The organism is Vicinamibacterales bacterium, from assembly GCA_041659285.1.
In the GTDB taxonomy this organism is placed as follows: Bacteria; Acidobacteriota; Vicinamibacteria; order Vicinamibacterales; family UBA2999; genus 12-FULL-67-14b.
The window spans coordinates 166,025-178,134 of the sequence record JBAZYO010000007.1 but is presented as its reverse complement, the minus strand read 5'-3'; the positions used below and the strand labels follow the sequence as shown (position 1 = coordinate 178,134).

The window sequence follows — 12,110 nt, the reverse complement described above, 5'->3', positions numbered from 1 at the left end:
TACCGTGCGCGCGAAACAGTAACCCTAAATGAGGGGATTACGGGTGGCGAGGGCGGAGAAGCGCGAGAAGTCGCGATCCGCGGACCACAACTCCGATACCCGATGGTGCACGCACAGCGCGGCGACGCGCGCGTCGTGCACCTGCGCGCCGCTGACCTTGGATGCCCTGAGCGTGGCGGCGAGCGTCGCCCAGTAGCCCGGCCCTTCTGCCAACAAGACGTGTGTCGGTGACGCCAGCCAGGCGTCCACTTGTGCAAGGGCGGCCGGCTGCGGCGTCGGCGGCGCGTAGATGCGGGGATGCGTCACGATGGCGAGGAACTCGTGGAGGCATGGCCAGGGGATCGCCCACGGCGCCGTGCCTTCCGCGAGCGAACGCACCAGCGGCTCCGCCGCGTGGTGCCACGGTGAGTCCTTGCGGTGCGCATAGACGAGCAGGTTGGTACCGACCGCGATCATGCGCCGCGGCCTTCGTAGACCTTGTCGCGCACGTCCGCCCAGAGCCCTTCTTCGACGCCCTCCTGCAGGCCCCGGCCCTCGAAGCCGGCGTCCTTCAACCGAAACCGCCGGCGGGAATGACGCGAGGCGAGTACGCCGCGCAGGCCTTCTTCCACTAGCAGCCGCAGGGTCACCCCCTCGCGCCGCGCCAGGTCCTTGGCGTCCTCGAGAATCGGCTCCGAAATCTCGATGGTCGTCTTCATATGGGTAACCATATCATTGGAGACGGCTGGACGTGGAGCATGCGCCCTGGTCTCGCGTGCGTTCCCAGCATCAAGGTAAAGCATGCTGGACACAATATACGTCATGGGGGAGCCTTCCCCTTGAGTCCGGCTTCGCGTTGCTTCAATTCCTAGCCCTTCTCGGGCTAGCCCTTCTGCTGGTGGGGCTAGCTTGCACTCACTTCGGTTATCTGGAACGACCGCGCCAGATGGTCGTAGGTCGCCTTGCATACCGTCTTGTGTGGCATACCGAATACGTCTCTGTAGGTCGCAGTAGCCTCGACAGTCATCGGAGTCTCGCCAGCGTTTATTCTCCGTCCGGTGTCGATTGTCATGCAGGTGCTCAACGGCCTGAACTTAATGCCTTGGCTATCTCCAGCAGCCAAGACTATCGGGGGCATCTTAGAGTTGTCAGACTCGCCAACAATCCCCTCGTAGTTGAGCGCAGCCGTGAATTTGATCTGATCTGCTCTGGTTGCTCCGAAGTTCTTGAATTCAACCATCATCACCGTTTCGGGACTCAGCCGCTCTGGGTAAGTCGAAGCGGTGATTCCAAAGACGAGCACGTCGGCGCGTTCCGTCAAGAGCACGGCTTGCTTCGCGTCCTGAATTTGTCGCCACGTCAAGCCAAAGCCAAGCAGCGTCACGCCAATCAGTATCCAGTCCGGAAGATTGGATTGTGGTTCATGAGCGTTGCGCTCGGGCTCTGTCTGATTAATTACGGAAGCGGCTGGCGCGCTATCGCTACGCAAAGCCGGATTGCCTACTTGGGCTGGGGCCTGATCGCCCTCGGATTGGTTCAAATTGCGATTCCCTGGTGAAAACCAAATGGCCGCACCAAGAGCAATCGCGCACGAAAGAACCATCAATCTTCGGGTCATTGGAGCCGAACTATGCGACGTCTTGAAGCTTTATACAAGACGGGGGAGATCCGCTAGCATGGCTCCGGCATGGACATCCTCCTCACCCTTCTCAGTAGCGGCCTTCAGGCCCTCATCGCCTACTGGGGCTACAAGTTGACTGTCGACCCCATCGAGACTCCGAGACAGCGGCGTTGGTATCGGGCGGGGTTTATCACCATTGGCGTTGTGGGCGTGGCTCTGACTGTCACTCAGCAATGGATGAATGGTCGTGAACAGGCGGAGTTGCTGTCCAAGATTGACGTCTTAGGAACTGGTGTCGAGCAGGTTCGTAGTCAAACGCAACAGCCGCCAACAGTGACGGTGAATGTTCCGCCGATCCAAGTGCTGCCGGCTGCCGCGACCCCATCGTCAGGTCCATTACCAACGTTTCGGCTTACAGACCACCAGTGGCCGATTGCCCTGAACGATGTCCCATGGCATCCAATCGGCGGAGGGTTTGGCGGATACCAAGTCCGACTCGACTGGAACGAACTGGCAGGTATCGATGCTTACGCAGAGCTGGAAGTGTGGGCCAGAGACTGCGGGAAGTATGGTGCCGCCAGGGTCCGTATTTTCGACGTTACATCCAACTCCGCAGCTATCGAGGGGCCGTGGGTGAACCCAACACCAGTCGAGGACGGCGGCAACGACATGCTCCGTTGTCCAGTCGTTCCGCAGAGGCTGAAGCTCCCTCGCGCTAAGGGAATGCACGTTTATGTACTTCAAGGCTCATCAGAAAGCGATGTCGGGCTGACCACGGCTCGCGGTGAGATTGTTCTGGAGAGGCAGCGAAAGTAGGGGCGCCATGGCACGGCCAACTAAGGAATACCAATCGTTCCGCGATCTCACTGACCGTCTGTTGACCGTTTCCAAAGAGACGGTTGATAAGCGGATCGCGGCTGAGAACGCGAAGAAGGCTGAGAAACCGCGGTCGATGCGGCCGGGACGGAACCCGAAGTTACCCGAGGGCCGCGAGGATGCCGAATAGCGCGGGTCAGACGGTTCCCGCGTCGGCTGCTATCAGCTCGGCATACGTCAGGCGCTTGCCGACAATGCCAGCGATAGCCAGCGCGAACCGCTGCGCGTCGGTCTTGACGCGGTTGTTGAAACGAAACGCTTGCTCATCGAGGTAGCGGAACAGGTGAAACGGCTCGACCGAAATGTAGGTGCCATGCAGCGCACGCTTCAAGAGCGACCAGTACGACTCCATGCCGTTCGTGTGGACGTTGCCACGCACGTATTCGGTGGCGTGGTCGATGAACTCATGCTGGTACTCGTTCATATTGCGGTACGACCGGAGGCTATCGGTGTAGAGCGCCGAGCCTTCCTCGACGTGTTCACGAATCTTGCTCTGCAACTGGTGGCGCTTGGTGCCAGTGACCGGCATCGTGCGAACCCGCGACGTGCCATCGGCACCGCGTTCCAGCATGCCGAACACGGCGACCTTGTTGGCAAGCGGCATCACCGGCTGGCCGTGCAGGTATTCACGCTTCGCCGGGAAGGACGCAATCAGCGCCTTGCGCTTGCTGGCGTGCATGTTGCGCGACTTGCCGCCGATGAACGTCTCGTCCGCTTCGACTTCGCCACCGAGCTTGCCGCCGCCCTTGGTGTCGTCCTGCAAGGCCAGCCGAATGCGCTGCAGCATGAACCACGCGGTCTTCTGCGTCACGCCGAGGCTCCGCGCAATCTCATGGCTGCTCACGCCGTTCTTGGCGTTGGCGATGATCCAGACGCAGGGCAACCACTTGTCCAGGCCGAGGGCCGAGTCCTCGAAAATGGTGCCGGTCTTGAGGGTGAACTTCCGCTTCGGGTGGCGGGTCTTGCACTCCCATCCGTTGCGGGACGAGTCGAAGTAGACGGACTCAGACCCGCACTGAGGGCAGCGGACGCCGTTGGGCCAACGGCGGGAAACCATGTATTCCCGGCAGTTTTCGGCGGATTCGAAGTACTTGACCGCTTCGAGCAACGTCTTCGGCATACCCATAATTACGGAGAGTAGCCTATCAATGTTCCCCCGTCAAGTATATTGTGTCCAGCATGCTGGACATATAGACATGCTTGCTTTACTGTCTGGAACAGGAGGTCGTTATGAGCTTGATGCGTCTTGGCAAGCACATCAACCAGGCAAGGTCCGACGTGAAGCACGCGCTCTATTTCGCCGGGCTCCGGCGCGCGAAGCGGCGATACGAATGAAGAATCGCCTCAAGGTCTTGCGTGCCGAGCAGAACTGGTCGCAGGCCGACCTGGCGAGCCGCCTCGACGTGTCGCGCCAGACCATCAACTCGATCGAGACCGGGAAGTACGACCCGAGTCTGCCACTGGCGCTGAAAACGGCGCGGCTGTTCGCGCAGCCGGTGGAAGCGATCTTCTTCCTGGACGAACCCTCGTGATTGAACCCCTGCTGGCGAGGATCCCATGAGCAAGACGAAACCGACAGGGAACGACTGGCGCGAGGAAACGCTCGACCGCATGCGAGCGCTGATCGTGGAGGCCGACCCCGAGATGATCGAAGAGCGAAAATGGAAGAAGCCGTCGAATGGGATGGTGGGGGTCCCCGTCTGGTCGCATGACGGCATCATCTGCACCGGCGAGACCTACAAGAGCGTGGTGAAGCTCACGTTCGCCCAGGGCGCCAGCCTCAAGGACCCCTCGCGCCTGTTCAACTCGAGCTTGGAAGGCAACATGCGAAGGGCGATCGACATTCGCGAAGGTGAGACGGTCGCCGCCGGCGCGTTCAGGGCGCTCGTGAAGGCCGCGGTGGTCCTGAACGGGTCAGGGAAGAAACCGTAGCCCCAAGAGCCCCATCACGGGCTTCGTCAGCGTGGGGACTGGGCGGAAAGCCCTGGCGGCCTACCGCGGCAGCTTGATGCGCACGCGGAATTGTCGCGCGCGCGCGGGCCCGACGCGGCGGGCGTCGCTGATCCATGGCCGCCTTCGCGGCTCTTGCGCCGGCTCAGGCGTGCCCTCGCCGATCCGCTCGAACACGCGCGTGACCGCGTCCGCAATCCGGCTCCAGATCGCGGCAGTGGCGGACTGGTGACCGGAGACCGGCGCCGTTGCCCCGGTGGGGGCGACCCCTTCATCATCGGGAAACAGCCGGACGAACTCCGCGCATGCCGCGGACACCGGCAAGCTGAGCATCTGCACGTAGTCACGAAAAAAGGAACGCCGGAAGAGGCCTTTGGGCCAGCGGCTCAGGTCGCACCGTTCCAGGGCGGCAAACATGAAGGCGGGGATCTTCGTCGTGTCGGCGATCTCGTCGAGCGTGAGCCCTTTGCGCTCGCGCGCGGCTTTCAGCGCGAGACAGAATTCCTGTCGAGGGTCAGTGGATAGACTTTCGCTGTTCAACGGCATTCGCTCGAGAGTCCCTGGGGGGGACGACTCCTGCAGAGCAATTGTGCTGCCAAGGTGTCTGCGACCCGTTGCGGCGGCGAACAGCCACATCGCCGATGATGGCCACCAATCGCGGCAGCAATTTCTACACGTTATGTGTGTTTCCTATACGGTCGCGCGAACCCCTGGAATCGGGGCGATGCGCCTGTCCTGCACGCGGCACTGGTCGCCCACCAGAGCGGGCCCACGTGCCGCCGCCCCGGTGATCGTGCTCGTTCCCACTGATCACGTTGCAGGTCTCGAGCCGGCACCGGTGGGCCTCCTGGCGCAGCACCCGCCCCGTCAGCGTGGCTGGCGACCCGCCGCCGATGACGCCGGCGCCGGACCGCCGAACAGCTGGCCGAAGAAATCCCCAGGGTTCCACGCGGGTCGCGCTGTCTCCTGCGCCAGAGCCAGCCGGTCAGGAAGTTGAGGCGCGCGTGCGCCGCGCCGGCCTCGAAGTCGAAGGCCTGCGTCATGTCGTCGTTCGGCTTGTGATAGACGTCGCGGCGATACGTTGCGTTGATCTGCCCGCCATCCCGTGCCGGGTCGCCGGTCTTGAATCCACTCTTGATGAAGAGCGACGGAATGCCCTGGCGCACGAAGCTGAAGTGGTCGCTGCGGATGAACAGCACCTGCTCGGGGATAGGATCCTCCGCCAGCCCAATCCCCAGGTGCTGCGCCGCCCGCGTGACCGGTGCCATCAGCGAGGAGTGCTGCGCGCCGTACGGGACGATGTCGAGCAGCGGGTGGAACAGGAACGGCATGTCGAGCGTCATGTCGGCCACCAGCGATTCGCGCGGCACGGTCGGGTGACGCGCGAAATAGTCGGAGCCCAGCAGGCCCCGCTCTTCGGCCGTCACGAACAGGAACAGCGCCGAGCGCCGGCTGCGCGTCGGCAGCGCCGTCGCGGCATGAGCAATCTCCAGGACGATCGCCACCCCGGAGGCGTTGTCGTGGGCGCCGTTGTAGATGTCATCGCCCTTCATCGCGACGCCGCGCCCGAAGTGATCGACATGGGCGATGTAGACCACGTGCTCGGCCTGGAGTTGGGGGTCGCTCCCCCGGACACGTCCTACCAGGTTCGCACTTTCGATGTCCCGGCGAGTGCTGGTCGTGGCGAGCGAGACACGCGTCGCCAGGTCGAACGCCTGCGGCTTGCTCGCCGTCGCGGCGGCAAAAACCTCCGCGAGCGGCGTCGGCGCACCGGCAAAAAGGGCCGCCGCGCCCGAATGGTTCAGTGATGCCGACCCGCGCAAGGCGGCGTCGCCGCGGCTCGGCTGGCCCTGCGCATCGACCCAGGCGAAGCTGCCCTGTTTGCTGGTGGCGACGCTGACGTCCCAGCGGAAGCGCGGATCCTCTGGCGACGTGAAGCTGATGGTGCCAATGGCCCCGCGCTTCACGGCCTCGGCGTCCTTCACCGTTCCCGACGAGTAGTAAGCGCGCTCGTTACTCGGCAAGCTGGCCGGCGCGCCGCTCAGGTACACCACCACCTTGCCCGCCAGGCTGCCGGCGGCCGCGTAGTCGTCGTAGCCCAGTGCTGGCGCGCTCACGCCGTAGCCGACAAACGCCACGGGCGCGTCTTCGATCGTGACGCGCTCGCGCAGCTGATCGGGCCCGAGCAGGTAATCGACGCCGTAGGCGAGCGTCTTGGTACCAGCCCGCGACGTCACTTTCAGGAAGCTCGCGTCCTCGACCACCGAACTGTTCCGGAGTGGCACGCGCTGCCGGAATCCGCCGTTCTCGCCCGCGGGCTCGACGCCATAGGACTTCAGCGTGCTTTCGACGTAGCCGAGGGCCTTGTCGTATCCAGCCGTTCCCAACCCGCGCCCCTCGAGCGCATCGTCGGCCAGCGTGCTCATGTGCTGCCGGATCAGATCCCCTTTGATCGCATCGAGGGCGGTGCGGACGCCTGGATCATCAAGTGACGCCTCGCGCGGCGCCGGCGGTGAGCTTGAACCCTGGCAGCCGCTGACCAGCGCCAGCACGGCGAGGCCAAGAACAATCCGCAATCCGAAAAACGCGCGCATCCTGTCGTCCTCCAACACCGGGTCCTCCCCGATGCGAGGCCAGCTTGGTCTGAACGGGGACTGTGGTCAACCCTATTCCTCGCCCGAGGCGTGACCGACATCCGGCGATGCAGCGGATGGTGGACGGCCGTGTCTCCCGCTGCGCTTACTTCACGGAGTACTTGGTGAACGCGCCGCCGGCCTGGCGGATCGAGTTCGGCCCTTCCGCCGCGTAGATGTTGCCATCCGCGTCAACCGCGATGCCCTCTCCCGCCGTGCCCTGGTAGACGCGGTCTTCGCGCTCGAAGGGGCCCACGAACCCGGTAATACGATCCTCATCGAGCGGGCCAATGCGCACGCCGTTGCGCCAGTTCGGATGGTTCAACGGGCCCGACTCCGAATCGATCGCGTAGACGACGTTGTTCTTGATGAAGAAGCCGCTGATGCGGCCGTAGGTGTAGCGCGACTCGAGGTATTTGCCGTCCTGGTCGAAGATCTCCAACCGGTGGTTACCGCGGTCGGCCACCCACAGCCGGCCCTTCGCGTCAAACACCATGGCGTGCGGCGTGCGGAACTCACCGTGAAGCACGCCGATCTTGCCCCACGACTTGATGAACTTGCCGTCGGGCGTGAACTTGCTGATGCGTGAGGTGGCGCCACGCTTGAGCCCCTCGGCAATGGCGGCGGTGGTGGTCATGCCTTGCGCATCGTGGCCGTCAGACACGTAGATGCTCCCGTCGGGTCCCGTCACCACGTCGTTTGGTTGATCGAACTGGCCGTCGGCGTTGCCCGGCTTGCCGGCAATGCCCAGGCTCAAGAGCTTCTCGCCCTTGGGACTGAACTTGTGCACCTGCTGGCCCTTGGTGCCTTCCTTGTTGTTGGCGAAGTCGGCCACCCACACGTTGCCGTCCTTGTCGACGTGGATGCCATGCGGCGTCACCATCACGCCCTTGCCGATGTTGGCCAGCACCTTGCCCGTGTGGCGATCGAACTTGAACACCGGATCGACCGGCTTGTTGTCGCAATCCACCGGCCCGCCGCCGGCCGTGCCGGCGCCGCAGCGCTCGTAGGCCCACACCTGGCCATCCTTGGGATCGATGTCGATGCCGGCCGTGGTACCCCACGCCCGTCCCGCCGGAAGCTCACCCCAGTTCTGGGTGACCTTCGGCGTCGGGTTGGGCAGCCCTTCGCCGGTGATGAAGTTGGCCACCTTCGCCGCGGCCGGCCTGGCCTGGGCGTGCGCGTTGGTGCTGGTGTCCCACGACGCCAGGAAGAAGGCGGCGCCGGCGGCGAGGGCAATCCCGAGAACTCGTGACAGTGACATGGCAGCTCCTTGGTTCGGAACCGTAGTAGAGCCGAGACCGGCAGTCCGCTGCAAGGGGTAACTGCCAGCCGCCGGGTCCCCGCCGAGTAGGTGTCTTGCCTACCGATGAATGCCGTCGACGGCATTCGTGCGTGCATCGCTCGGGTTCATGGCCGCGTCGGTCTCGGCCACCGCCGGGTGTTCGCGCCACCAGGCGAGCGTGGCGGCGCGGTCCCAGGGCTCGATGCGGCACGCATCGATCTGGCCGCGGAGCTCTACGGCGGTCTGCGGACGGCCGCTGGGGTCCTTGTCGAGGCACGACATCACGACGGCCTCGAGCTTCGCCGGCACCGAGATGCCTCGTCTCGCCGAGAGTGGCTCTGGTTTCTGCGAGAGGTGCTGGCTCAACAGTTCGACCACCGACCTGCCGTTGAAGACATCGGTGCCCGCCAAGAGGTAGTACGCGACCGCTCCCAGCGCGTAGATATCGGAACGGGCATCCGCTGAGTCCGGGTTCATGATCGACTCGGGCGCCATGTATTGGGGCGTGCCGATCACCGTGTTGTCGCCGGTCACCTCGACGTCCCCGCCGACGTCGACCCGCGCCTGCAGGAAGGCGCGGCCTTCCTCGCTGTGATCGGTCAACGGCGACGGGCGGTGATTGGGCATGGGCTGGCAACCGAAAGCCAGCTAGCGCCGCGGACGCTCCAGGCAGGCACCAGAGCGTATCACCCCACCCGGAGTCCCACGCGCGAGAGTCTCATCGCCCTCGCTGGGTCGAGAGCTAGCGGCAGTCCATGTCGCCGTCGTCGATCGCGCGGCCGATCAGCGCACCGGCGCCGGCGCCGATGATGGTGCCGAGGATTTTCGAGCCGCCCGGAGCGATGACGTTGCCAAGCACGCCGCCGGCGACGCCGCCCACGATCAGGCCCGTGGTGCCATCGTCGCGCTTGCAGTAATAACGGTTATCCGATCCGCGATAGACGCGGTCGTTGCGGGTCATGCGACGCGCACGGGCGCGATTGTCGCGCTGGTAATAGCGCGAGGCATCCCAGTAGTCGCGCTGCGAGTCGTAGCGATCCGCGCGTGCTTCGCGCCGGGCTTCGCGGCGCTCTTCCTTGCGCTCGCGCTTGTCGTGCTGGCGTTCCCATCGGTCCTCGTAACGATCGCGGCGATCCTGGCGCTGGGCCATGGCCGGCGCCGGCACGATGCCGACGAACGAGACCAGGAGCGCGGCTACGGTTGCGGTTCTGATGCGGTTCACTGGGACCTGCTTTCAAGTGGTCACGATTGACCTGCCCCTTGAGGTAGCAAAGAAGATGCCGCGCGATTATGCGGAAACCGGGCCGATTTCGGCCTGTTTGGGTGAAGAAACCGAAGCCGGGAGAGGACAGATCCGGCGTTCTACGCGCGCGTGCACGGATCCAAGGACGAGCCGTTTATTGTGGCCCGCGCCGCCTCGGCACTGGATGCGTGCCGGCGGCCGGCAACATTCCCGGTGACACCGGCGCCGGCCTCGGCATTCGCAGTTATCAGTATCTCGACCGCACACAGTTCGGTCACAGCGGCGGGTCAGGCATGGGCCGCCGCCTGCTGCTGCACGATCCCGACACCGGCGTGACCGTGGCGGTAGTGATGAACCAGGGCCAGGGCGCCGAACACTTCGTGTTGGCGCCCCAGCTCCTGGCAATCGCTACCCGGTAAGTCCCGCCCGGCGCTACCGCAGGGATCCGGCGTCGAGGACGACCCACGCCGACCCGTCGCTGACGAGCGTCACCTGGTCGAAGCGGCGCTCGAGCGTCACCGCGTCGCGCTGGCGCCAGCCCACAATCGCACCGCTCGGCGGGCGCACGCTGACGCGACCGCGGTTGTCCATGCGGCGCACCACGATCATGCGGCCGTCGGCGCTCGATGCTGCCGGCAGCGTCACCACCGCCTGCGGCCCCGGACGTTGATCGTCCCTGTCGTCGTCACGTCCGCGCGACGCGCCGTTGGTCACCATCACGATGACGCTGCGGCTCCCCTCGGGCAAGGTCACGACGCCGCTACCGGCAATCGACTGAGTGGTGAACGCGACACCGGTTCCCGCAGGTCCCATCGGTCCAACGGGACCTTGCAGGCCTTGGAACCCCTGTGCACCCGCCAGTCCCTGTAAACCCTGGGGACCCTGCGCGCCCGCCGGACCAGCGGAGCCTGCCGGACCAGCCGGACCTGCCGGTCCAGCCGTACCTGCGGGGCCCTGCGGGCCAGTGGCTCCCTGCGGACCTGCCGGCCCTTGTGGACCGGCCACGCCCGCCGGACCTTGCGGACCCGCGGGTCCGACAGTGCCAGGTGACGCCGGCGTGGCAACGACTCGCACGGTGTCGGACACCGAACGACCGTTGCGTGGATCGGTGACCGTCAGCGTGAATTGCATGTCTCCCAATCCGACCTGGACCTGGGCGATGGCCTGGTCGCTGACAAACGCGCCGTTCGACGTCCATCGGTAGGTCAACGGCGAGCCGTCCGGAATGCTGCCGAGACCCGTCAACGTGACAGCCGCCGGGTTGAGGCCGTCGGTGAAGAGCAGTTGGTCAGGACCAGCGTCAGCGGTGGGCGGAGGTGGCAGGATCTCGATGGTCCGGGCCGCCGCGCCGGCACCACCTCCACCAATCACGAGGATGGAATTGTTGGGGAGGGCAAAGGCCGCGTGTCCGTTGCGCGGTTCGAGCATGTCACCCAGCAGAATCGATGCGCGTCCCACGGCAAAGGACTCGACGCTGCTCAAGGAACCGGCGACGCCGGCCCCGCCGAGCACCATGATTTCATTGCCCACCAGCGCGGCCGCGTGCGCGGTCCGCGCCTCCAGCAGGGCACCGGCCAGCGCAAAAGTCCTGGTCGCCGGGTCGAAGACCTCCACGCTCGACTGGACACCTTCGACCATCCCATTGGAATCGCCACCGATGATCACGGCCCGTCCATCAGGCAACGGCGTGATGGTGTGATTGATCCGGGCTGTCGACATCGACCCCACCGTCACAAACGTCGAGGTCGCGGGATCGAACAAGTCGGCGCCGCCGTAGTAGCCCAACCCAAAACCGCCGCTCAAGAGCACCGTGCCGTCCGCCAGGCGCGCGGAAGAATGCAAGATCCTCAGTTCACTCATCGTGTTGGCGACGGACACGAACGTCCCGGTCGCCGGATTGAACAGTTCGGCGCTGCCATCGGGTGTGCCATCGTTGCCGCCGGCGACCAGCACGCGGCCATCCAAGAGCAGGTTGGCCGTGGCGCCCAGTCGCTGACCGGCCATCGGCGCGGCCGTGGTGGTGAAGATTCCGGTCGCCGGGTCGAAGATCTCCGCGGTCGCCAGCGGACCGGTGCTGTTTGCGCCGCCGGCGATCAGCACGCGGCCATCGGCCAGGCGTGCCGCAACGTGATAGATGCGGCCCTCGTGCATGGACCCGGTCGGGGTCGATGTCTGCGTGATTGGATCGTAGATTTCCGCGGTCGCGAGGATGCCAACTGGCTGGCTCACGCCGCCAGCGACCAGGTACTTGCCGTCGGCCAGCGCTGTGATGGTGGGGCCGATCCGGTCAACGGTCAGCGTGCCGGCGGCGACGAAGGGGGAGGCCAGCAGCGCCGACGACGCCACGGCGACGATAAGGGCTGCGAGGAAGAACTTGAGGGCGCGTGAGTGGCTCGTCATGGAGCCACACTGTATGGCTCACCTTCGACGCTGGGTAGTGCATGTTCATGCACCCCGGCGCTCGCGCGAAAACAGCCCTAATTCCTGCGATTCGTACTGCTCTTTGAGCCGCGCGACCACCGA

At 64.9% G+C, this 12,110-nt stretch carries 14 protein-coding genes; 4 read left to right on the top strand and 10 right to left on the bottom strand.

Features of this window, described 5'->3' with window-relative positions; genetic code table 11:
- Positions 1-24: 24 nt before the first annotated feature.
- The 3 genes from WC815_13385 to WC815_13375 form a co-directional block, all read right to left on the bottom strand.
- Positions 25-456, bottom strand: a complete 432-nt coding sequence (locus WC815_13385) for a TA system VapC family ribonuclease toxin (GenBank protein ID MFA5909765.1) — start codon at positions 454-456, stop codon at positions 25-27.
- Positions 453-698 carry a hypothetical protein gene (locus WC815_13380; protein ID MFA5909764.1) on the bottom strand — a complete coding sequence of 82 codons (246 nt, stop codon included), beginning with the start codon at positions 696-698 and terminating at the stop codon, positions 453-455. Before WC815_13380 ends, WC815_13385 begins: the two co-directional genes overlap by 4 nt.
- Before the next feature lie 185 nt (positions 699-883).
- Positions 884-1,597, bottom strand: a complete 714-nt coding sequence (locus tag WC815_13375; GenBank protein ID MFA5909763.1) for a hypothetical protein — start codon at positions 1,595-1,597, stop codon at positions 884-886.
- 69 nt (positions 1,598-1,666) lie between these two features.
- Between WC815_13375 and WC815_13370 the strand changes: the two genes are divergently transcribed.
- Positions 1,667-2,416 carry a hypothetical protein gene (locus WC815_13370; protein MFA5909762.1) on the top strand — a complete coding sequence of 250 codons (750 nt, stop codon included), beginning with the start codon at positions 1,667-1,669 and terminating at the stop codon, positions 2,414-2,416.
- A 196-nt stretch (positions 2,417-2,612) separates the two neighbouring features.
- Here WC815_13370 and WC815_13365 read toward each other — a convergent pair whose 3' ends face one another.
- Entirely contained in the window at positions 2,613-3,596 is a 984-nt protein-coding gene (locus WC815_13365; GenBank protein MFA5909761.1) for an IS1595 family transposase, read from the bottom strand.
- 211 nt (positions 3,597-3,807) lie between these two features.
- On the opposite strand from WC815_13365, the gene WC815_13360 reads away from it, so the two are divergent.
- Positions 3,808-4,008, top strand: a complete 201-nt coding sequence (locus WC815_13360) for a helix-turn-helix transcriptional regulator (GenBank protein MFA5909760.1) — start codon at positions 3,808-3,810, stop codon at positions 4,006-4,008.
- Between the two features lie 25 nt (positions 4,009-4,033).
- Positions 4,034-4,408, top strand: a complete 375-nt coding sequence (locus WC815_13355; GenBank protein ID MFA5909759.1) for a DUF1801 domain-containing protein — start codon at positions 4,034-4,036, stop codon at positions 4,406-4,408.
- A gap of 60 nt (positions 4,409-4,468) precedes the next feature.
- Here the strand turns inward: WC815_13355 and WC815_13350 are convergent, their stop codons facing one another.
- The 5 genes from WC815_13350 to WC815_13330 all read right to left on the bottom strand — a co-directional run bounded on the left by WC815_13350 (position 4,469) and on the right by WC815_13330 (position 9,566).
- Entirely contained in the window at positions 4,469-4,972 is a 504-nt protein-coding gene (locus WC815_13350) for a helix-turn-helix transcriptional regulator (protein MFA5909758.1), read from the bottom strand.
- 131 nt (positions 4,973-5,103) lie between these two features.
- A complete protein-coding gene (locus WC815_13345; GenBank protein MFA5909757.1) occupies positions 5,104-7,020 on the bottom strand; it encodes a M28 family metallopeptidase in 1,917 nt (638 codons plus the stop codon).
- Between the two features lie 145 nt (positions 7,021-7,165).
- Positions 7,166-8,323, bottom strand: coding sequence for a hypothetical protein (locus WC815_13340; GenBank protein ID MFA5909756.1), 1,158 nt, complete (start codon positions 8,321-8,323; stop codon positions 7,166-7,168).
- A gap of 99 nt (positions 8,324-8,422) precedes the next feature.
- Positions 8,423-8,971: a protein kinase gene (locus WC815_13335; protein ID MFA5909755.1), complete on the bottom strand. Its 549-nt coding sequence runs from the start codon at positions 8,969-8,971 to the stop codon at positions 8,423-8,425.
- A gap of 115 nt (positions 8,972-9,086) precedes the next feature.
- Complete coding sequence (locus WC815_13330) at positions 9,087-9,566, bottom strand: glycine zipper 2TM domain-containing protein (protein MFA5909754.1); 480 nt, start codon at positions 9,564-9,566, stop codon at positions 9,087-9,089.
- A gap of 209 nt (positions 9,567-9,775) precedes the next feature.
- On the opposite strand from WC815_13330, the gene WC815_13325 reads away from it, so the two are divergent.
- The gene (locus WC815_13325) at positions 9,776-10,006 is read left to right on the top strand and encodes a hypothetical protein (protein MFA5909753.1); all 231 of its coding nucleotides are present in this window, start codon (positions 9,776-9,778) and stop codon (positions 10,004-10,006) included.
- A 13-nt stretch (positions 10,007-10,019) separates the two neighbouring features.
- Here WC815_13325 and WC815_13320 read toward each other — a convergent pair whose 3' ends face one another.
- Positions 10,020-11,987, bottom strand: coding sequence for a kelch repeat-containing protein (locus WC815_13320; GenBank protein MFA5909752.1), 1,968 nt, complete (start codon positions 11,985-11,987; stop codon positions 10,020-10,022).
- Between the last annotated feature and the right edge of the window lie 123 nt (positions 11,988-12,110).